Raw genomic sequence first — 20,429 nt, 5'->3', positions numbered from 1 at the left:
TTGCCTAATCATTTAATGGTGGTAACAAAAGGAGGCAAAACTTATGAAAAAAATCGCTCTTATAGCAATGATGACGACTGCATGTGCAGGGGTCGCTTTTGCTCAGGCACCAACGGCGCCTACAACCCCATCCACAGCATATTCTACAGCACAAACTGATCACGCAACAAATGATATGGCAGCGCTATATGTCACGCCAACAAAGACCGATTTTGTTGCTTCGAGCCTTATCAATACCAAAGTCTTAAATCTACAAGATGAAACAATTGGAGAGATTAAAGACGTCGTCATTCAAAAAAATGAAATCGAAGGCATTGTTATTGGTGTCGGTGGTTTTCTTGGTGTCGGTGAACGCTATGTTGTGGTTGATCCGTCAACGATCCGCATGACCAATGACAACGGTTCTTGGAAAGTAATCACGAATGCAACGAAAGCAAGTTTAGAAAGCGCACCTGAATTTAAGTATGAAGGACGCTGGGATTTATAAACCTATTTATGTAGTTCAACAGTTAATATAAATTTTACCTGTTAATCTAATATCTCTATCTTTAAAAGGTACAATCTCTTTAAAAAGGGTTTCATTAGATTGAGCTCTACTTTAAAGTAGTTGTACCTTTTAAAACAAATAACACATATTATCAAAAAGATATGATTGAATTCATCTATGATTGGGTTATGTATTATGTTTAAACAACATTACATCGCCATCTTGTACCACATATTCTTTACCTTCATCACGTGCTTTTCCAGCTTCTTTGGCAGCCACTTCGCCGCCAAGTGTGAGATAATCCTCGTATCCAATAGTTTGTGCGCGAATAAAGCCTCTTTCAAAATCTGAATGAATGACACCAGCAGCTTGTGGTGCTTTTGTGCCTCTTTTTATTGTCCATGCGCGTGTTTCTTTTGGTCCGCAAGTAAAATAAGTGATCAGATCTAAAAGATGATAACCTGCGCGTATCAGTCGATCAAGACCAGGTTCGTGTAATCCCATAGTTTCTAGATATTCGGCGGCTTCTTCATCTTGTAATTGCGATAATTCCGCCTCAATAGCGGCTGATATGATGACAATCTCGGCACCTTGTTCTTTGGCCATAAGAGCGACATCTTTTGTAAATGTATTGCCCTCAACCGTATCGCTTTCTGAGACATTGCAAACATATAAAACAGGCTTTGACGTGAGAAGGTTGAGACTATCAAGAATAAGACGATCATCTTGAGAAATGTCTTTTAATAACATGCGCACAGGTTTGCCGTCCTGAAGAAGTTTTAAACATACCTCCATCATAGGAAGAATACTTTGGGCTTCTTTGTCTTTACCTATAGCGCGTTTGCGTAATTGAGCAATGCGACGTTCTAAACTTTCCAAATCCGAAATCATCAGTTCTGTTTCAACCGTAGCCGCATCTGATACAGGATTAATATTTCCTTCAACATGTGTGATGTCATCATCTACAAAACAACGTAGTACATGCGCTATTGCATCAACTTCGCGAATATTGGCAAGAAATTGATTGCCGAGTCCTTCCCCTTTAGAGGCGCCGCGTACAAGACCAGCAATATCGACAAAGCTAATACGCGTTGGTATGATTTCTTTAGAACCTGCAATAGCGGCAATTTTTTTCATTCTTTGATCAGGAACGGCAACTTCGCCCGTATTGGGCTCTATAGTACAAAACGGATAATTAGCCGCCTGTGCTGCTGCGGTTTTTGTTAAAGCGTTAAAAAGAGTTGATTTACCAACATTTGGTAAGCCAACAATACCACATTTAAATCCCATAAATTTTCTCGCTATTCTTGTTTGTCGATGCAGAAACGTTAAATAAGTCCTATATCATGTTTTTTCAAACACGCCAGTATGGGCTTTTATGTGATGCTAAAAAGATACAATTGATAAAGTTTTAATCATTTATGATTTATATGCATAAAATCGCCCTAATTGGAATTAACTGAGTGCTAAGTTTTTTATACTAATAGTGATCTTGAGAAAAAAATAATTGGAGAAGTTATGGGACACTTGTCTCGCCGTTCATTTTTAATTGCAGCACCACTCGTGCTTGCTGGTTGTGCAACAAATAGACCTAAGCAAACAGTGAGACAGCAGCCACAAAGCTGGCCTGTTCCTGCTGAAATTCGTGCGCTTTATGGACCAATTACTGATGAACCATATCCACTGCCAGCAGTTGATATGAGTAAAATCAATCCACAATTTTGGCGCCAGGAAGTCACTTACAATTCACCTTATACGCCAGGAACACTTGTTGTCGATACACAAGCGCGTTTTCTTTATCTCGTTGGTGTTAACGCTCGTGCTTTGCGTTATGGTATTGGAGTTGGTAAACAAGGCTTAGAGCTGGAAGGTGAAGCGGTCGTACAATATAAACGTCAATGGCCGCGTTGGACACCAACACAATCAATGATGGAGCGTGAGCCTGAACGTTATGGTCATTTGGGTCAAGGAATGGAACCAGGTCCTGATAACCCGCTTGGTGCGCGTGCGCTTTATCTTTTCCGAAATGGTAAAGATACACTCTTTCGTATTCATGGTTCACATGAAGCTTGGTCTATCGGTAAAGCCGTATCCAGTGGTTGCATCCGTTTGCTGAATCAGGATATTATCGATCTTTATGGTCGAGTGCCTAATGCAAGTCGTGTTGTTGTTTTACAGCATGGTAGCCCAAATATGGTTTAATTTTCCATTTTAAGAAACCGAGGCAGGGTATCTTGATCCTGCCTTTTTTATTAGGTGTCGTTAAATGTATGAGTGTTTTCTTAGTTTTTTAAATTATTTTTCTCAAATCATATCACAATTTTGGTGCCTTAGACTGAATTGCGTATCTAAATTGGCCTTTCAACAGCTATTTTTCAAATCATATGTAATGGACAAATTCATAAGATAAAAATTATCAAAAGTAATTAATACTCATTTAATGTCAAAATCATTTCATCCAAAGTAGAAATAAGACATGTGATAAAAAACATCAATAATGATACCTTTTGACCAATGAAATCACTTAAAGTCAATTAACTAAGTTAGAATTAATAATAAAAACACTTAATTGAAAATTTGATTTGTCAGGATAAGCGATCGTAACGAAAATCTTTTTCATAAAGTAATGGAAATTTATTAGATTTTTTTTCACTTGATTAGCCATATGTATATTATTTATAAAAAATACAGTATAATAATCAGGGTTCGATTTTTGTAAATATGTCTGTTCGTCATATTATAGAGTGCTCAGCATACTTTTTGTGATAAAATTATTAAACGTAATTATTTATTTATAGTGACTGATCGTGATTTTTATATAAATAATATATCATATTCATTACGATAGTATTCCTGATGTTTTAGAAAAATATTTATTACATTTTTATACTATAATCAATGATTGAATACTATGTGTCACTTGAACGCATTATTTTATTCTTAATATAAAGATCTACTTTTTTACAGAAAGAAATTATTTATGGATATATTAAAATGGTCTGAGGAAACTAGCATTCTTATAAAAGGAAATCAGTTTTTTGACGGGCATAGTTTAAAATGGAAAGAATTATCAGAAGTAATATCTGGAAAGTTAACCAATGTTAACCCTTTACAAGCGCTCAAAAAACTTGCCGAAGGTAATAGTTTGCGTCGTGTTCCAATAGCAATTATTGGCCCTAGGGACGCCACAAAACTGCAATATAAATTGGCTGAAGACCTTGGGCGTGCTTATGCTTTATACGGACTACAACTTATATGCGGAGGAAAAAACGGCGTCATGGAAGCTGCATGTAAAGGGCATTTGGAGGCGGGTGGAACGCCCATTGGGCTTTTGCCGGATGGAGATTTTGAATGTGCAAATCCGTATGTTTCTATTCCTATTGCCACAGGCATAGGTCCTGCTCGCAATGCCTTGATTGCAAGGGCTGCTTTAGTACTAGTTGCCGTTGGCGGGGGTGTTGGAACGATTTCAGAAATGGCATTGGGTTTACAGTTTGAAAGGAAAATTTTAGCAATGAAGGATGCACCTCAACTCAATGGAGTTATCTATGTTGAAACAGTTGAGGAAGCGATCTTGCACATTGCAAATAAAATATTCGATCTGTCTGGATTTTAGATTTTTGTAATATAATTGTCATTTTTCTAGAGCATGTAGAGCCTGTTTTCGACTGAGAACAAACGCTCAAAATCGTTTTTATTTACGAAGCACTAATATTTATAAGAAATGGCAATCTGTTGAATTACGTCGCCGTCATATATGGTATTTTCCTTATTGCGCCTGTTGGGCTTTTGCTCATTGGTTCTTTTGGTCAAGTTTGGACTAACTCTATTCTTCCCAATGGATTTACATTACATTGGTATAAGGAGATATTAAACGATCCGTCATTTCGTCGAGCTTTTATAACAAGTCTAAAGATTGTCTCTGCTACCTGTATTTTGAATATTTTTATAGGTGTTCCTTTTGCTTATGCTATTCATAGTGGAGCAAAAGGGGGGATAAAATTTTTCGTGCGATTAGTAACATTGTTGCCTATAGCGGTGCCTGAATTGGTTTTGGCATTTGGTTTCATTCTTGTCTTTTCTTCTGATGGTTTACCATGGTTGGGGAGCTTTTGGCTTTTGGTTGCTGGTCATCTTATTCTAACTTTACCTTATACGGTGTCTGCACTTTTAGCCGATATGGATCAACTTCATTTGGATGTTTATGAATTGGCTGCTGCATCTTTGGGGGCAAGGTTTTTCCATCGATTATGGTTTATAACTATACCCTTGCTTGGACCTAGTTTGCTTTCAACAAGTTTAACGGTTGCAGCTTTATCTATTGGAGAGTTTCAACTTTCGAATCTCATTGCAGGTTTTATGTCACGAACCTATCCTGTTGTACTTTTGCAAGCATTTTACGGCGCTACGGGCTTTGCTTGTGCTGCCACAGTTATTTTACTTCTTTTGGCTGCTATTGCGTCAGCTTTAAGCAATCTGGTTAACCGCTTTTCACGTGTTTCATCTGTTTGAAGGTATTAAGGATGCTTCGCCTTAAAAATATTACATATAATTATCCGGGAACTGCTACAGGTGTAAGTGATATTTCTTTGCATATTAAGCGTGGGGAATTGGTTAGTATTATTGGTGCATCAGGATCTGGAAAATCGACCATTTTACGTCTTATTGTTGGTTTTATAAAAGCTAATGCTGGGCTTGTTTGCATAGATGGTAAAGACGTTACCGCACTTCCATCTGAAAAACGCGAATTGGGTGTTGTTTTTCAATCTTATTCTTTATTTCCTCATATGCGCTTATGGGAAAATGTGGCTTATCCTCTTAAAGTTCGAGGAAAGGAAAGAGAAGAAAGACGTGTGCGGGCAATGGAGATGCTTGAGCGTGTGGGAATGGGGCATAGGTGTGATGCATATCCATCTGCTCTTTCTGGTGGGCAACAACAGCGTGTAGCCTTAGCACGTGCTTTGATTTTTAATCCAGTTGGATTATTGTTAGATGAACCACTTTCTGCACTTGATTCGAGCTTGCGCCAAGAAATGCGCGATGAAATCCTCAAGGTGCAGCGCTCACAAAATATTGCAACTTTATTAGTTACGCACGATCAGGAAGAAGCCTTTTCGATTTCAGATAAAGTAGCCGTTATGAGTGGTGGTCACATTTTACAAATTGCGACACCGAAAGAATTATATGAATCTCCTTGTAATGCGAAAGTTGCTGCTTTTGTTGGTCAATCAAATTTATGGTATGCCACTGTGCACGCGCATAATGTTGTTCAAACGGGTTTTGGGATTCTAAGCTGTAAAACAGGCTCTTTTAATCTAGGTAGTCGAGTCATGGTACTTGTACGTCCTGAACGTATTTTACCCATTAAAGTACCAGATAGAGTGAATTCTTTTTCAGGAAACATTCTGGCCGATCGATATTTAGGCTCCCTTCGCAGATTAGATATTCAGATGGCAAACGAGGTCGTGAAGATCGAAACGCATCTTCATGAAAACATCAATCATTTCATCATACCACCAGAAGCAGTTTGTCTATTACCAATCGATAAAAATGACGGAGAAAAATAGCATGTTAAGACGGCACTTTTTAATGACGATCATAGGGACAGCCTTTATATCTTTAAGCGGTTTTACTTTTGCTCAAAATTTACCTGGGCCAGAGCTATATGAGGGTGAAGAGATACTTTATAAAAAGGCTTTAGACTATGGTATGGTTGTATCATTTGATACAGGTCCAACATGGGCTAACTGGGCGGGTCAATTTAAAGCCTTCCAAGAACGATATCAGGGTATTGAAATCGTTTATAATGATATTGGCTCTGCTGCTACAGTAGTTGCTTTAGATAAAGCGCGTAATCGTCCACAAGCTGATACTGCCTATTATTTTGCAAGCTCTGCACTTGATGCATCAAAAGCTGGCATTGTTCAGTCTTTTCAGCCTGTCAATTATGATAAACTGCCGTCACAATTGCGAGGACAAAACGAGGATTGGTTTAGTGTTCATACGTTGTCTGTTGCATTTTTGGTCAATAAAAAGCTCGTCAAAAATATACCAGAAGGTTGGGGTGATTTACTGAAAGAGGAATATAAAAACTCGATTGTTTATTTAGATCCGCGGTCAACAGGGCAAGGGCAGGTTGTTGCTTTTGCAGCAAATTTTGGTGCTGGTGGCACAATGGATGATATAAATCCTGGTATTAAATATTTAGGGGAACTTTCAAAACGCGGCAATATTTTACGTACTGTTGGCACAACACCTTATGCTCAATTTCTCAAAGGTGAAATTCCTATTTGGATTGGATATGAAAATGACGGTTTGAGAGCAAAATATACTGATGGTATGGGTGATGATATTGCCGTTGTCATTCCAAAAGAAGCCTCCGCTGCTGCACCTTATGCCATGTCTTTAGTAAAAAATAGTCCTAACCCAGAAGCAGGACAATTATGGTTGAATTTTGTTATGAGTGATATGGGACAGAAAATCTTTGCTGAAGGATATGTTCGTCCATCAGTGCCAGGTATAAAATTACCTGAAAATGTTGCACATAAAATGCCTTCCGTACCTCAAGTTCAGCCATTGGATATTATTAAAGCCACAGAAAAAAAAGCTGAAATCGATAAAGGTTGGGCAGAAGCTGTTCTGGGTCAATAAATATTGATAGGATAGGTTCAAGACCTGTCCTATTTGTCTAATGTTTGTTACATAATTAGCAAAAAAGGTTGTTCGTTCTGTGCGTACATCAAAAATAATTTTAATTGGTTTTACCCTGCCAGCCATCATCGCCTTTATTCTTTTTTTTCTTATTCCTGTGACAACCGTTTTGTGGTCTGCTTTTGAAGGAGGTAGCCGTGCGTTTTCTCAATTATGGGCAGATCGTATCTTTTGGAATGGGCTTTACGGTACGATTATTCTTGCTTTCTCAGCATCTTTGATGTCGGTTTGTCTTGGTGTTTGCATAGCAATGGTTCTGTCACGGCTGAAACCCTACCAAAGATCAATGGCACTTATGGCAATCTCTTTGCCCCTTACATTTTCAGGTTTAATCGTTGCCTATGGTTTTATCCTTCTTCTTGGTCGATCTGGTTTTATTGTCATGATGTTAGAAAAAATCGGATTTGATCCTGCAATAACAGGTGGTTTTATTTACTCGCCTTACGGGTTAGCACTTGCGTATTCTTATTATTTAACGCCACGAGTTATCCTTATCATGCTTCCGTCTTTTATTAATTTTGATCAAAATCAATTTCTAGCCGCCAGATCACTTGGAGCACGTTTTTCGCGAGCGTTTCTTGATATTGTTTTTCCACAAATAATGCCTAGTGTCGTGGCTTCATTTTGTTTGACAGCTTCCGTTGCAACAGGCGCATACGGAACAGCACTTGCTTTGGCTGGGACACAGGTGAATATACTGCCATTACTGCTTTATTCAAAAATATCAGAAACTGGAACAGATATGCCGGGAGCGGGTGCAGTTTCGCTCGTCCTTGTTGCCATTTGCACTCTAATAATCGCCTTTGGTGAAATGGTTCGTGCATATATTGTGAGAAGAAAAACTTAATTAAGTATCATCTTTAGAAAAAAGCTTTTTAAGCATATCAGCCATTGGTCCTGCAACAGGCTTGCTCAGTTTTTTTGTTTGACGAGCCTGATGAATATGACTTTTTTCTTTTAGATCCGATGCTTTTTGAATCGCATAACTATTTTTATTTAGTTTTGTTGTATTATCATTTATCGAACGCGATACAATATTCATAAAACTATTATCATCCTTTTGGACAAGCATGGAAATATGCGTCGCAATTGCGTTTAAAACGGGATCACGCCATTGATTGTCTGCTTGTGAAAAATCACCCAATACATATGGTGTAACTTTATCTTTTGAGCCGGGATGACCTATGCCCAAACGCACGCGTTTATAATTTAGTCCACAATGTGCATCAATGGATTTGATCCCATTATGACCGCCACTTCCTCCACCAACTTTAATGCGCATTTTACCTGGGATTAAATCAAGCTCATCGTAAAATACAATAATATTTTCAGGCTGTAATTTGTAAAAGCGCATAGCCTCACCGACCGCCTGTCCAGACAAATTCATAAAAGTTTGCGGTTTTAAAAGAAAAATCTTTTCATTTTCAATGAACCCAGTGGACACCTCAGCGTGAAATTTTTTTGTCCATGGCGAAAAGGACGATTTTTGTTGAATGCTATCGACCGCCATAAAACCTATATTATGTCGATTGTTTTGGTATTGAGAACCAGGATTTCCAAGTCCAACGATGAGCAGCATACACTTTGAGCCTTTTTAAAAAAGAAAGGCGGGACAAAGCCCGCCAAATCGTTATTATTCGGACTTTTCACCGTCTTCAGATTCTGTTTCACCTTCACCATCGTTGTCTTCAGCACCCATGGTTGCTGGTGGGGCGATCGTGGCGATTGTAAAGTCACGATCTTGAATGACAGGTTCAACGCCGTTAGGTAGTTTAACTGCTGAAATATGAATGGAATCACCTACTTCATAACCTGTCAAATCAATTTCGATCGAATCTGGAATTGAATTTGCAGGAGCAGTCACTTCGACTTCATGGCGTACAATATTCAAAACACCACCAAGCTTAATACCGGGAGCTGCTTCTTCGTTTAAGAAGCGTACTGGAATTTCTACAGTCACAACGGATTTTGCAGATACGCGTAAAAAATCCACATGCATAGGAAAATCTCGCACAGGATCAAGTTGATAATCTTTTGGCAACACTTGAATTTTTTGGTTGTTAATTTCGATTGTAGCAACCGTTGTGCGAAAACCACCGCCATGAATTTTATAAAAAACTTCCTTATAAGGAACGGCGATTGCTATTGGGGCTTGCTTGTCACCATAAATGACAGCTGGAATAAGACCGTTGCGGCGAAGTTCACGGGAGGACCCCTTACCAACCCGTTCGCGTGCTTCGGCCTTGAGTGTATAACCTTTACTCATGGCTTTAGTCCTTTTTAAAATTGGAGATTCATCACAAAAATTGTGTATGAATATGGACTTTCATCATCATGTCTATGAATATCCATTCCGTGTTGCCTCCAAGGGTGTCTACACGGATGCGTTTCTATACGTTAAATGATCATTATATGCAAGAGTTGTGGGAAAAACGATGTTATTTCCCTCTCCTGCTTCATAAATGCTAAAAGAATGTCAAGCACAGAATCGATTAGAGTTGTTTAAGCTTTTATTCTTATGAATTTATAGTCTTTCACAGTCATATAAGTGTGACGTCAATGATTATGAGATCTGTCGTTGATATAATTTTATGTGCCTAATGCACATGATTATTAAATGTGCATTAGGCACAAGTAAGAATATGGGCAAGATATGAAAGTAGAGGTTGATCTAGGAACGGTTCTTGAACGGACAAAACTCAGTGCCTCAACGCCTGCTATGGTGGATCTTGAGGAGCTTTTGGCAACGCGTTTATTGGTTCAAGGTAATTCTGGTTCAGGTAAATCCCATTTGTTGCGCCGATTGCTTGAGCAAAGTGCACAATGGGTACAACAATGTGTCATTGACCCTGAAGGTGATTTTGTCACATTGGCGGATAAATTCGATCATGTCGTGGTTGAAGCAAGACGCAGTGAACAAGAATTAACACGCATTGCGAATCGTATAAGACATCATCGCGTTTCAGTCATACTTAATTTGGAAGGATTAGATACTGAACAACAAATGCGTGCTGCGGCCGCTTTTTTAGGCGGGCTGTTTGATGCTGAGCGTGATCATTGGTATCCCATGTTGGTTGTTGTTGATGAAGCACAATTATTTGCACCCGCAGCCGCAGGGGAAGTGGCTGATGAAGCGAGAAAAGTTTCACTTGGTGCTATGACCAATCTTATGTGTCGTGGGCGTAAACGTGGTTTGGCTGGAGTGATAGCCACGCAAAGATTGGCAAAATTAGCAAAAAACGTTGCAGCAGAAGCATCCAACTTTTTAATGGGGCGCACATTTCTTGATATTGATATGGCTCGTGCTGCCGATCTTTTAGGTATGGATCGTCGGCAAGCTGAAATGTTTCGAGATCTGGAACGGGGCAATTTTGTTGCATTGGGGCCTGCTTTGTCCCGTCGACCTTTGCCTCTTATTATTGGAAGTGTTGAAACACAAGCACGCTCAACAAGTCCTAAGCTTATGCCATTGCCTTCGGTACCAATTGATGCACAAGATCTTATTTTTACGCCTTCATCTGATGAAATTGCACTTCCGCTTCGTCGTATGGCTTCGCCTCCATCAAAATCGACCAATGAAATTTTGGAAGATGTTGTGCGTCAGAAAGACGATCTTACGATAGAAGATAACACGCTTTTCCCTGAAATTACTGAGGCAGAACGTGATGCAAAACTTAATGAGATTATGCGCGATATTGTTAATGATCCAGAAGCGTCGTATCGTTCAGTGGCTGTGCTTTATCAAGATTTTTTGGTACGGTGTCGTATTCATCGTGTTTCAGGAGCGCCTCTTGATTTGGCACAATTTCGACGTAAACTTGCTGTTGCCCAAGCTTCAATTGATGAAACATCGGCCTCAAGCGATAGCTGGAAAATGGCATTAAAATTGTCAGAAAGTTTAACAGATGATATTCAAGGTGTGTTTTTAAGTGTCGCACAAGCAGCCGTTACTCACAAACAATGTCCATCAGATGCTATGCTTGCAAGACTTTATGGCACACATTCACTCAGTCGTGCACGTCGGCTTTTAACGTATTTTGAAGAACGTGGTCTTTTGGTGATGCGTACAGATTTTGATGGCAAACGCATCGCTGTTTTTCCAGAACTAGGCATTGAAACTTTGCCGGGCAATCCTGACGAGCCTGATATCTTAACAAATAATTATGATGCAGCAGAATAATGCATTTTGTGTGATCAACTAAATTTTCTTCATTAATTTTGAAAATTGAGTGTAAAGAAACCGTTTTTTAAAAGCGCTAATGTTACATAAAACGTCTTTATAATAAGGGAGGTATGTGTGATAATATTTTCAACGTGGTCCTATGAAATGAACAATCAACTTCTATGTTAAAGTGATTAAACGTAAAACTATAATCACATACATTGGATTAAGTTTTATATATTTAATTTTTTAAACTTTAAAATTTAATGACAGTCTTCATTTTAAGAAATGAAATGCATTTATCATCAACTTAAATTTTTAAAATATCGCAACAAAAAAGTAATGATGCGATATCTTAACGAGTTGTCGTAAAATATTCAATCAAACAAACTTGAAACTGACTGTTCAGCGGCTGTTCTTGAAATCGCTTCTCCAATAAGATCAGCGATGGACAAAATTCGAATGTTTGGTGCTTGTTCACAAGCAGAAGTTGGCATAATTGAATCAGTAATGACCAACTCTTTTAACTTTGATCCAGCAACACGTGCCACAGCATCACCTGAAAGAACGCCATGTGTTATATATGCTGTGACACTTTTTGCTCCTTTATTTAAAAGAGCTTCAGCAGCATTACATAATGTGCCACCTGAATCGACGATATCATCCAACAAAATACAATCTTTACCGCTTACATCTCCGATAACATTCATCACTTCAGATTCACCTGGGCGTTCACGACGTTTATCAACTATGGCAAGCAAACTATCAAGGCGTTTTGCAAGTGAACGGGCACGCACAACACCGCCAACATCTGGGGAAACAACCATAACATTTTCAAGCGAATAATGTGCCTTAATATCCCGTGCTATGACTGGAACAGCGTATAAATTATCAGTCGGTATATCAAAAAAACCTTGAATTTGACCTGCATGTAAATCAAGCGTTAAAACGCGATTGGCTCCTGCTGTTGTAACGAGATTAGAAACAAGCTTTGCCGATATGGGGGTACGTGGTCCAGGCTTTCTGTCTTGACGTGCGTAACCAAAATAAGGAATCACTGCAGTGATACGTCGGGCTGAAGAACGGCGCAAAGCATCAATCATGATGAGCAGTTCCATAAGGTGGTCATTAGCAGGATAAGATGTTGACTGAAGCAAAAAAACATCCTTTCCGCGTACATTTTCATGCAATTCAACGAAGACTTCTTGATCGTTAAAACGTCGGACCGTTGCTTTACCTAATGGAATATTAAGATATTTTGCAACATCTTTGGCAAGGCGTGGGTTTGAATTGCCGCAGAAAAGTTTCATGGCTGGTCCTCAAATTATGGAGTAAAGGAGTATCTTTTGCGTTTTGAACTTTTTAAGAGAAGATTGCAAGAGAGTCATCAAGATTATTTTAATTTTTCTCTTTCTACGTTTAATCGAATAGGAAACATATTTTATTAATGTAACGGTTTAATCAAAAATATTTTTAAAAAAAACTCAAAAATGAGTCATCTTTGTCCCTTGGCTTGTTGATTTCATTATTCCATGATCATATCTTTAATCGCTTATCGTGAAGGGGCTTTATAATTTTAAAATAAATCTTTGCGGTTTTATGGCGTTTTTAATTATAAAATAGGACTTTATTTAAAATAATTTTCTTAACTTTTATATAGAACTATGATTTGTAATGAAACTTCTTTTAAGAAATATTTTAAGAAGGACAAGTCATGCAAATAATCGTGCAAACATTGACACGCTTTTTTCCCTTATGGGTTATTTTATTTGCAGGTTTTGCTTTTTTTCAATCTGAAATCGTTTTGTCGTTTCATTTAGGATCTTATGTGTCTTGGCTCCTCGGTCTTATCATGCTTGGAATGGGTCTAACCATGTCGCCGAAAGATTTTAAAATGGTTTTGACACGTCCTGCAATAATTGGTTTTGGCGTTCTTATGCGCTGTTTACTTATGCCTTTCATTGCCTTTGGTCTCGCACATCTTTTAAAATTACCTGATGCCTTGGCCGTTGGGCTTATCCTTGTTGGATGTTGCCCAAGTGGCACGGCCTCAAATGTGATGACATTCATTGCACGCGGCGATATAGCTCTTTCTGTCACATTAACAAGTGTGATCACGCTTTTATCACCAATTTTAACACCAATAAGTTTTTACGTTTTGGCAGGTTCATATATTCACGTGGATGTTTGGATCATGATGTTCAATATTTTAACCGTTGTTATTTTACCTGTTGCTATTGGTGTTTTCTTGCATAGTGTTATGAGAAAATTTGTTGCTTATATTCAGTCTATTGTCCCTCTCATTTCAATTGTCGCCATTATTCTTATCATTATGGCTGTTGTTGCGGCTAATGCAAATAATCTCGCGAATATGGCGATTATTGCTTTTGTTTCTGTTGTTTTGCATAATGGCATTGGTTTAGCATCGGGATATGGATTAAGCCGATTATTTGGGCTGTCTCAAAAACATAGCCGTGCGGTGAGTTTTGAAATTGGTATGGAAAACTCAGGGCTTGCGATTGTTTTGGTTTCTGCTGTCACTCTTAATCCTATTGCTGCTATACCTGCTGCTATATTTAGTGTTTGGCATAATTTAAGTGGATCATTATTGGCAGGATATTGGGCAAATCGACCAATAAAAGATTAGTTTTCTATTTTTGATAATAATCTTTCTCTGTCATTTTAGTAAAAAAATTTATAAGCTCAAAATATGATGTCTATAATGCTTGATAGGCAAAATCTTAGTTGTATAGTGATAAGCACTATAAACAGGACGTCTTCTATGAAGATTTATTATTCTTTCATTGTTTTAAGCCAATTTTGCAACTTTATAAGAATGTCTTTAGACATGTTCTCATAAAACTTTTTATCAAGTTGATCTTTATTTTTTTCCTTCGTTGTAATGATTCCGTTGATACGATGCAAACGCTGTCCTTTTTGATCAATAACATCAAAAACATAATAGAATGAAAGATGAGTGTCTTCCATTTCGTTTGAAACATAACCACGTAACAAAATATTAGCAGGATATTGTGTGACAATAAGATGATAAGTGGGTGCCAAATTCTCGATTGTTTTATAAAACGTATCTTTATGAAGCGCCGATAAACCCTCAATTGTATTTAAAGAAAATCTATTTTCTATGGCGGGTAATGAACCGTCATGAACCGGAGTATCTTTTATTTTGTTTGCACAAGCGCTGAGCAACAAAGTAAGAATGATACAATAAAAAATAAAAATTTTACGCATCGTCTTTACGGTCGAATTATTAAATCAAGTGAATGACGTGAAAGGCTTTCATTGCCATTAGGTGTAATAAGATAGCTCCGCGCAAGTGTCATTGCAGTTTGGCTGTCTGAATCAAAAACCATCACATGCGCAAAAACTGTCATACTTGACTCGATCAACGTGGTATTGCCTGCGTGAAATTGTTGCATTTCCATCCATGATGGAGCAAATCGCGCACCGATTGAATAACCGCATGCATTAAAACGGTGGCGTGTTAGATCATGATTTTCTAATACACGCGTATTGGCATCAAAAACATCTGAAAATGTTGCACCAGGAATGAGTGTTGTTTCCATCGCTTCCATCGCTTCATAGCAGGCAGTATAAAGCTCTTCATGACGCGAGGTAGACTTTCCGATACAAATTGTCCGCATCATAGGAGCGTGATAATGGCGATAAGCACCAGACCATTCCAAAGTCAGTTGATCTTGATCATTTAATATATTTCGGCCTGATTTATATCGGCATAATAGAGCATCTTTACCAGAGCCTATGACATATTCATTGGCAGGAAAATCTCCATCACCTGCAAGATTGGTTTTCATCATTTGAGCAAGAATATCTGCTTCATTTGCGCCTGCATGAATGCAATCTAAAGCCTCATCTAACGCTTGATCACTTAATTCTGCAGCTTTTCGAATATAGGTAATTTCATCAGCACTTTTAATTAGGCGCAAAGTGTCAACAAGACCAGAAATATCACTAATCTTACCAAAACTTGTCAATTGCTCATCCACCAATCGACCATTGGCAGCAGTAAGACCGTGCGTTTGATATTCTACACCAATTTTACAGCCGAGCAATTCCATGTCATTAAGAAGATTGCGTAAATCAAGTGCGGGGTTTACCTGTTCTCTATCACGCCAAAGAACAATCTCTTGAATATTAGATGTTGCTTGTGCTTGTCTTAAATCAGGAAGCCTTGTCAAGAGAACAGTTTTTCCATCGCTCGTGACAATGAGAGATTGAAAAAAACAAAACCCAAATGTGTCATAACCTGTTAGCCAATACATACTTTCTTGTGCAAATAATATGACAGCATCCAATTTTTCTTCTTGCATTTTTGCCAATAATTTGGCGCGACGACTTTGATATTCTTCTTGAGAAAAAAAAAGGCTCATAAATAATTCTCCAACATAATGACGGACATTTGCCTACCATAATCACTTTCATTGCGATGGGTTTTGCGTCGATAAGAATAAAACCGTGTTTCATCTTCATAGGTACACATTTCAACACATTCTGCTTGTACGCCTGCTTCTTTTAGACGCTCTAAGATAAATGCCCATAAATTAAACAGATAGTGCGTTGGAGATGAAGTGCCAACAAAAAATTTTGTATTTGTTGTTCTTTCCTCTAGAAAGTTTTGACGAAATTCTTCGTTGATTTCATAATTTTTAGGTCCAATACATGGTCCTAATATTGCAATTATATTGGCGCGTTTTGAGCCAAGTTTTTCCATGTTTTGAATGGTATTTTCTATAATACCATTTAAGGCTCCGCGCCAACCAGCATGAGCACAGGCAATAATTTTTTTATTGGGATCGGCAAAAAGTATGGGCCCACAATCAGCTGTTAAAATGCCAATGGCAATACCTTTTTCTAAAGTTATGAGACCATCGCCTTCTAATTGTTTTGCAATATTTGAGCTATCGATAATATGTACTTTATTTGAATGAATTTGATAGGGTGTTACAAGATTTTGTGGTTTAAGATGAAAAAAATTAGTAATGCGTTCGCGATTTTTAAGGATATTATCGCGATTGTCGTTTGATCCTAATCCAACATTTAAGCTGTTAAAAATTCCATCGGAAACCCCCCCTTGGCGAGTGAAAAAACCATGATGAACACCGAAGCGTTGCAAATTTAAAAGTTGAGAAGCAAAAATTGGGCGAAGAGGCGTTGCCATAAAAATTCCGACATTGAGTGATCGTACTCTTATGGTGCGTGAGACAAAAGCACTTGTCAATCATGATCATGATGATCAGCTAAAAAGATAGGATTGAGTTGTGTCTTTTTATCACTCAAACTTAATACTTTAAACAGCGTTCCCATTTGATCTGTGGCTGCGAGCCTTTCAACTTGGGCTTTGATTTTTTCTTGCATGTGGATATCTTTATTTGCGCCAAGATGGCCTGCACGTTCCAAGAGCCCCATACGGAGTAAAAAATCCCCTTGAGTTAAAAGTGCTGCTTCGCAGTTGTTTTGTTTTGCTATGGCAAGAAGTGAAGAAAAATCAACATGACTGGTTAAATCATCTTGTCCAGGTGCTTGAAAAATATCACGATAGCTATGTTTAGAAATGGCTTGTAATGTATCGCCATGAGGAAAATGATCACTGCCATAATCAATAAAAAGCGCACAGCCATGTGTGTCATATAGACGTTTTGCTACCATTTCACAAATGTGATTGCGTTGTGGGGATAGTTCAAGAATGGCGCCATTGTGAAGTTTGGAATAAGCGTTTGGCAATGAGCTGGAATCTAGTTCATTTGTTCCTACTATAAAAGAAAAATTGTTTTGAGTATCCATATGAATAAGACGTTCTCTCCATTTTCCATCTTGTTTGATAAATTGATGTATAGGTAGGGCATCAAGCAATTCATTGGCATAAAAAATTAAAGGACCATGCGCAATGTGATCAAATGTTTCAACCCAATTTATCCGATCGGCATTGTTCTCAAGAGTTATTTTTTGTATGTGTTGAAGTCGAAGGCTGGTTTCAATCATAAAAATTTCAGCAGCACGCATAAACTCAGGAGAAAGTTGATGGAGTGTGCGCAAAACATCTTTCATCAATGTTCCGCGTCCAGGCCCCATTTCACACAAAATAATTTTTTCTGGTTTGCCGAGCATTTTCCAACTGGTTAAAACCCACACGCCAATTAATTCACCAAACATCTGACTGATTTCAGGGGCAGTGATAAAATCTCCTTCTCGTCCAAAAGGATTTTGTGTGTGATAATATCCCCCTTGAGTATCTGCAAGTGCTAAAGCCATATAATCACTGACAGTTATGGCTCCTTTTTCTTGGATAAGCGCTTTTATTTTTTGTTTAAGCTCTGACATGATCCACTCGGTTGTTTCCAACATGAATTATGATGATTGATATTTTATCGCACGATACATTGCGTAAATTCCAAATAAAACCATGGGCAGTGAAAGCGCCATACCGTAAGTGAAACCAGTGTTATGCATAAGTGTGCTGAACCATTGTGGATCTTCTCCCGGCACGCGAAAAATTTCGGAAATCATACGTGCAACACCATATCCAAAAATAAAGAGGCCAGAAACAATTCCAGGTTTGCGTAATGCTTTGAAAACAAAAATGGCAAGGGCTAAAAGAATAAATAAGACCAAGCCTTCCATAAAGGCTTCGTAGAGTTGACTGGGGTGTCGTGGAAGATATTTTGGATCATTTGGGAAACAAACCGCCCATGATACATGTGTAACATTACCCCAAAGTTCTTGATTGATAAAATTACAAATACGTACAATACCAAGCCCAACAGGTACACCTGCGGCAATCGTATCAAATGTTGTCCAAATACCAATATGATTTTTGCGAGCAAAGAGAATCATAGCAATGATCGTGCCAATGAGACCACCGTGAAAAGCCATACCACCATCCCAAACAGCAATAATTTCGGCTGGTTGCGTGAAATAATAATATGGATCCCAGAATAAAACTTGTCCTAAACGTCCACCAACGACGACGCCAATGGCAGCCCATATAACAAAATCACCTAATTTTTCTGGTGTCATGGGCGGGCAATCATTGTGCCATAATGTCTTTTTTTTCAAAAGTTGGGTGCCATACCACCAAGCAAATAAAATGCCTATGACATATCCTAAACCATACCAATGAAGACCAATAGGACCTAATTGAACAATGACGGGATTAAGATAAGCGGGAAAGGCAATAGCAGGACAAAACGGCAATTCATTCATAGTCATTCCAATGTTTCTTTTTTTATGAACTTGACGGAGGATAGTGTCAGCGTCAAGGGAAACTCTATAATTGAGATTTTAAAATAATAAATGATACCATACTGATTTTTCAAATCATCTTTTTATTTTATTGAGAATTCTTAAAAATTTAACACTATGGCTTGATGAATAAATTTATGACATAATTAAAGAAACCAAAAAGGATAAGCGCAATGAGTAACGGACCCAATCGAGTATTAGATGAACTTGCTAAATTGATGACTGATGCTGCTGGTGCAGCGCAAGGTGTTCGTCAAGAAGCTGAAACAGTCTTTCGTGCGCAGGCTGAACGTGTTTTAAATAAGTTGGATCTTGTCCAACGTGAAGAGTTTGAAGTGGTAAAAGAAATCGCCATGAAAGCACGTTCTGAATGTCAGGCATTGAAAGTTCGTCTTGATGCATTGGAACGAGAAAAAGAAGCCAAGAATAAAAATTCTTCCTCAGCTGCGTCATCGAAGCCTGCAAAAGATGAAACAAAAAAATAATCCCCAGTTTTTCACATCTGTGAATAACTAAAAAAAATCGTTAATCCAGAGTCTCTTACAGCGAACTGAGATAGAATTTTTGGTTCGTTTTTTTACGTCTTTGTTTTTTTTTGAATCATGGGGCTAGCGTTCAGACTCTGGATCAATACACTGAATTTGCTTGATGATTCGTTTTGATTGCTTCAAGCATCTTGTTGTGAAATATAATGTGTTTGTATTTCATTTCATTCATCTAGTCAGTGTTTTATGCGTTTACAGCTTGGTGCGGGTTTGGACAGGGTGTTTTCACCTTGTAAGGAAAACTTTGTGCTTTGCAGTGACGCGCTTTGCAAATTGAGGAATAATATGAGCCTTGCTTTTGGCCAAACGCAACGGGATCAACATCCTGTCGATTTAATTGAACAAATGGCTTTTGGCCATGATTGGTCTTTTGAACGTACTGGCGAGGATGAAATTACTGTTTGTATTGAAGGGCATTGGACGAACTATAATATTGCCTTTTCATGGATGGAAGATCAAGAAGCACTTCATTTGGCTTGTGGGTTTAATTTTGTCGTTTTTCCTAATCGACAAGCTGAAAGTCGTTCACTTGTCCTTGCAATCAATGAAAAATTGTTAATGGGGCATTTTGATTATTGGGAACGATCTGCCTCTATTATTTATCGGCAAGCTTTGCTTTTGACAGGTGGTGCCCATCCTTCAGATATACAACTTCAAACTTTACTGCTTAATGCGATTGAAATATGCGAAAGTCATTATAGCGCTTTTCAAATGGTTGCATGGTCTGATACATCTGCTGAAAATGCCCTGCAATATGCTTTATTTGACACAGTTGGGAATGCTTGAAAATATGGTTGATGCACGTTTTGATGATTTTTTAAAAATAGATATTCGTGTTGGGGAGATTATTGAGGCTGCCGCTTTCCCCGAAGCACATAAACCAGCCTATGAATTAAAAATCGATTCTGGTGATGATATTGGGATTAAAAAATCATCTGCTCAAATTACGGCGTGTTATTCGGTAGATAAACTTGTTGGTGTTAAAATTATGGCGGTCGTTAATTTTCCACCTCGTCAAATTGGTCCTTTTGTGTCTGAAGTTTTAACACTTGGTGTTGCAGATGAAAAAGGTGATGTTATTCTGGTTTCACCCAATGCGTATGTGCCAAATGGCAGTCGCCTTTTTTAGCACTTTAATTAACATGCTCAATGTTTTCTCATCATTTGCGGCATAATGAATTTCTTTACTCCTCAAAGGATATAATGAAAAGATCATAATAGGTAAGCGTCATTTTATGTTATGGTT

21 protein-coding genes are annotated in these 20,429 nt (G+C 38.1%); 12 read left to right on the top strand and 9 right to left on the bottom strand.

All coding sequences use genetic code 11. From position 1 onward, the window contains the following. Positions 1–43 precede the first annotated feature (43 nt). Positions 44–487, top strand: a complete 444-nt coding sequence (locus tag ME5_RS08865) for a PRC-barrel domain-containing protein (protein WP_008040365.1) — start codon at positions 44–46, stop codon at positions 485–487. A 186-nt stretch (positions 488–673) separates the two neighbouring features. Here the strand turns inward: ME5_RS08865 and ychF are convergent, their stop codons facing one another. Beyond that, positions 674–1,777 (bottom strand): redox-regulated ATPase YchF, encoded by a 1,104-nt coding sequence (ychF, locus tag ME5_RS08860; RefSeq protein ID WP_008040360.1) that lies wholly within the window; start codon positions 1,775–1,777, stop codon positions 674–676. Positions 1,778–2,005: 228 nt separating this feature from the next. Here ychF and ME5_RS08855 point away from each other — a divergent pair, with 228 nt between their 5' ends. From ME5_RS08855 to ME5_RS08830, 6 genes are all read left to right on the top strand, one after another. Continuing rightward, positions 2,006–2,689, top strand: coding sequence for a L,D-transpeptidase (locus ME5_RS08855; protein WP_008040358.1), 684 nt, complete (start codon positions 2,006–2,008; stop codon positions 2,687–2,689). Positions 2,690–3,467: 778 nt separating this feature from the next. Then, on the top strand, positions 3,468–4,103 hold the full coding sequence (locus ME5_RS08850) for a TIGR00725 family protein (RefSeq protein WP_008040357.1): 636 nt from the start codon (positions 3,468–3,470) through the stop codon (positions 4,101–4,103). A gap of 119 nt (positions 4,104–4,222) precedes the next feature. After that, a complete protein-coding gene (locus ME5_RS08845; protein ID WP_008040355.1) occupies positions 4,223–4,999 on the top strand; it encodes an ABC transporter permease in 777 nt (258 codons plus the stop codon). Between the two features lie 11 nt (positions 5,000–5,010). Beyond that, complete coding sequence (locus ME5_RS08840; protein ID WP_008040353.1) at positions 5,011–6,054, top strand: ABC transporter ATP-binding protein; 1,044 nt, start codon at positions 5,011–5,013, stop codon at positions 6,052–6,054. A gap of 1 nt (position 6,055) precedes the next feature. Further along, positions 6,056–7,138 (top strand): extracellular solute-binding protein, encoded by a 1,083-nt coding sequence (locus ME5_RS08835; RefSeq protein WP_008040351.1) that lies wholly within the window; start codon positions 6,056–6,058, stop codon positions 7,136–7,138. Positions 7,139–7,217: 79 nt separating this feature from the next. Continuing rightward, on the top strand, positions 7,218–8,045 hold the full coding sequence (locus ME5_RS08830; protein WP_008040350.1) for an ABC transporter permease: 828 nt from the start codon (positions 7,218–7,220) through the stop codon (positions 8,043–8,045). Here the strand turns inward: ME5_RS08830 and pth are convergent, their stop codons facing one another. Then, positions 8,046–8,777 carry an aminoacyl-tRNA hydrolase gene (pth, locus tag ME5_RS08825; protein ID WP_008040349.1) on the bottom strand — a complete coding sequence of 244 codons (732 nt, stop codon included), beginning with the start codon at positions 8,775–8,777 and terminating at the stop codon, positions 8,046–8,048. Positions 8,778–8,831: 54 nt separating this feature from the next. Continuing rightward, complete coding sequence (locus ME5_RS08820) at positions 8,832–9,464, bottom strand: 50S ribosomal protein L25/general stress protein Ctc (RefSeq protein ID WP_008040348.1); 633 nt, start codon at positions 9,462–9,464, stop codon at positions 8,832–8,834. Between the two features lie 387 nt (positions 9,465–9,851). Here ME5_RS08820 and ME5_RS08815 point away from each other — a divergent pair, with 387 nt between their 5' ends. Continuing rightward, positions 9,852–11,378, top strand: coding sequence for a helicase HerA domain-containing protein (locus tag ME5_RS08815; RefSeq protein ID WP_008040347.1), 1,527 nt, complete (start codon positions 9,852–9,854; stop codon positions 11,376–11,378). A gap of 359 nt (positions 11,379–11,737) precedes the next feature. On the opposite strand, the gene ME5_RS08810 is transcribed toward ME5_RS08815, so the two are convergent. Next, positions 11,738–12,670 carry a ribose-phosphate pyrophosphokinase gene (locus ME5_RS08810; protein ID WP_008040345.1) on the bottom strand — a complete coding sequence of 311 codons (933 nt, stop codon included), beginning with the start codon at positions 12,668–12,670 and terminating at the stop codon, positions 11,738–11,740. A gap of 404 nt (positions 12,671–13,074) precedes the next feature. Between ME5_RS08810 and ME5_RS08805 the strand changes: the two genes are divergently transcribed. Beyond that, on the top strand, positions 13,075–14,007 hold the full coding sequence (locus tag ME5_RS08805) for a bile acid:sodium symporter family protein (protein WP_008040343.1): 933 nt from the start codon (positions 13,075–13,077) through the stop codon (positions 14,005–14,007). Positions 14,008–14,153: 146 nt separating this feature from the next. Here ME5_RS08805 and ME5_RS08800 read toward each other — a convergent pair whose 3' ends face one another. From ME5_RS08800 to lgt, 5 genes are read right to left on the bottom strand one after another with little or no spacing between them, the layout of a single operon-like run. After that, positions 14,154–14,609: a hypothetical protein gene (locus ME5_RS08800; protein WP_008040342.1), complete on the bottom strand. Its 456-nt coding sequence runs from the start codon at positions 14,607–14,609 to the stop codon at positions 14,154–14,156. 5 nt (positions 14,610–14,614) lie between these two features. Then, positions 14,615–15,769 (bottom strand): M24 family metallopeptidase, encoded by a 1,155-nt coding sequence (locus tag ME5_RS08795; protein WP_008040339.1) that lies wholly within the window; start codon positions 15,767–15,769, stop codon positions 14,615–14,617. Next, positions 15,766–16,557: a peptidoglycan editing factor PgeF gene (pgeF, locus tag ME5_RS08790; RefSeq protein ID WP_008040337.1), complete on the bottom strand. Its 792-nt coding sequence runs from the start codon at positions 16,555–16,557 to the stop codon at positions 15,766–15,768. The genes ME5_RS08795 and pgeF overlap by 4 nt, the downstream gene beginning before the upstream one ends. A 56-nt stretch (positions 16,558–16,613) precedes the next feature. After that, entirely contained in the window at positions 16,614–17,717 is a 1,104-nt protein-coding gene (locus ME5_RS08785; protein ID WP_008040335.1) for a class I SAM-dependent methyltransferase, read from the bottom strand. A 27-nt stretch (positions 17,718–17,744) separates the two neighbouring features. Beyond that, on the bottom strand, positions 17,745–18,599 hold the full coding sequence (gene lgt, locus ME5_RS08780) for a prolipoprotein diacylglyceryl transferase (RefSeq protein ID WP_008040334.1): 855 nt from the start codon (positions 18,597–18,599) through the stop codon (positions 17,745–17,747). A 212-nt stretch (positions 18,600–18,811) separates the two neighbouring features. Here lgt and ME5_RS08775 point away from each other — a divergent pair, with 212 nt between their 5' ends. From ME5_RS08775 to ME5_RS08765, 3 genes are all read left to right on the top strand, one after another. Next, complete coding sequence (locus ME5_RS08775; protein ID WP_008040333.1) at positions 18,812–19,123, top strand: accessory factor UbiK family protein; 312 nt, start codon at positions 18,812–18,814, stop codon at positions 19,121–19,123. 345 nt (positions 19,124–19,468) lie between these two features. Beyond that, positions 19,469–19,969, top strand: a complete 501-nt coding sequence (locus tag ME5_RS08770; RefSeq protein ID WP_008040332.1) for a type III secretion system chaperone family protein — start codon at positions 19,469–19,471, stop codon at positions 19,967–19,969. Next, positions 19,938–20,312 (top strand): tRNA-binding protein, encoded by a 375-nt coding sequence (locus ME5_RS08765; RefSeq protein WP_008040331.1) that lies wholly within the window; start codon positions 19,938–19,940, stop codon positions 20,310–20,312. The genes ME5_RS08770 and ME5_RS08765 overlap by 32 nt, the downstream gene beginning before the upstream one ends. Positions 20,313–20,429: the final 117 nt, after the last annotated feature.

The organism is Bartonella tamiae Th239, assembly GCF_000278275.1.
In the GTDB taxonomy this organism is placed as follows: domain Bacteria; phylum Pseudomonadota; class Alphaproteobacteria; order Rhizobiales; family Rhizobiaceae; genus Bartonella; species Bartonella tamiae.
The sequence above is the reverse complement of the archived record's forward strand: the minus strand, read 5'-3'. Positions and strand labels throughout refer to the sequence as shown.

Bases quoted from the DNA above. Each gene is read 5' to 3' on its own strand.
- ME5_RS08770 (WP_008040332.1), top strand. From the start codon at position 19,469: ATGAGCCTTGCTTTTGGCCAAACGCAACGGGATCAACATCCTGTCGAT.
- ME5_RS08850 (WP_008040357.1), top strand. From the start codon at position 3,468: ATGGATATATTAAAATGGTCTGAGGAAACTAGCATTCTTATAAAAGGA.
- ME5_RS08840 (WP_008040353.1), top strand. From the start codon at position 5,011: ATGCTTCGCCTTAAAAATATTACATATAATTATCCGGGAACTGCTACA.
- ychF (WP_008040360.1), bottom strand. From the start codon at position 1,777: ATGGGATTTAAATGTGGTATTGTTGGCTTACCAAATGTTGGTAAATCA.
- ME5_RS08865 (WP_008040365.1), top strand. From the start codon at position 44: ATGAAAAAAATCGCTCTTATAGCAATGATGACGACTGCATGTGCAGGG.
- ME5_RS08805 (WP_008040343.1), top strand. From the start codon at position 13,075: ATGCAAATAATCGTGCAAACATTGACACGCTTTTTTCCCTTATGGGTT.
- ME5_RS08820 (WP_008040348.1), bottom strand. From the start codon at position 9,464: ATGAGTAAAGGTTATACACTCAAGGCCGAAGCACGCGAACGGGTTGGT.
- ME5_RS08835 (WP_008040351.1), top strand. From the start codon at position 6,056: ATGTTAAGACGGCACTTTTTAATGACGATCATAGGGACAGCCTTTATA.
- ME5_RS08785 (WP_008040335.1), bottom strand. From the start codon at position 17,717: ATGTCAGAGCTTAAACAAAAAATAAAAGCGCTTATCCAAGAAAAAGGA.
- pth (WP_008040349.1), bottom strand. From the start codon at position 8,777: ATGCTGCTCATCGTTGGACTTGGAAATCCTGGTTCTCAATACCAAAAC.
- ME5_RS08855 (WP_008040358.1), top strand. From the start codon at position 2,006: ATGGGACACTTGTCTCGCCGTTCATTTTTAATTGCAGCACCACTCGTG.
- ME5_RS08800 (WP_008040342.1), bottom strand. From the start codon at position 14,609: ATGCGTAAAATTTTTATTTTTTATTGTATCATTCTTACTTTGTTGCTC.
- ME5_RS08765 (WP_008040331.1), top strand. From the start codon at position 19,938: ATGCTTTATTTGACACAGTTGGGAATGCTTGAAAATATGGTTGATGCA.
- ME5_RS08815 (WP_008040347.1), top strand. From the start codon at position 9,852: ATGAAAGTAGAGGTTGATCTAGGAACGGTTCTTGAACGGACAAAACTC.
- ME5_RS08775 (WP_008040333.1), top strand. From the start codon at position 18,812: ATGAGTAACGGACCCAATCGAGTATTAGATGAACTTGCTAAATTGATG.
- ME5_RS08795 (WP_008040339.1), bottom strand. From the start codon at position 15,769: ATGAGCCTTTTTTTTTCTCAAGAAGAATATCAAAGTCGTCGCGCCAAA.
- pgeF (WP_008040337.1), bottom strand. From the start codon at position 16,557: ATGGCAACGCCTCTTCGCCCAATTTTTGCTTCTCAACTTTTAAATTTG.
- lgt (WP_008040334.1), bottom strand. From the start codon at position 18,599: ATGAATGAATTGCCGTTTTGTCCTGCTATTGCCTTTCCCGCTTATCTT.
- ME5_RS08810 (WP_008040345.1), bottom strand. From the start codon at position 12,670: ATGAAACTTTTCTGCGGCAATTCAAACCCACGCCTTGCCAAAGATGTT.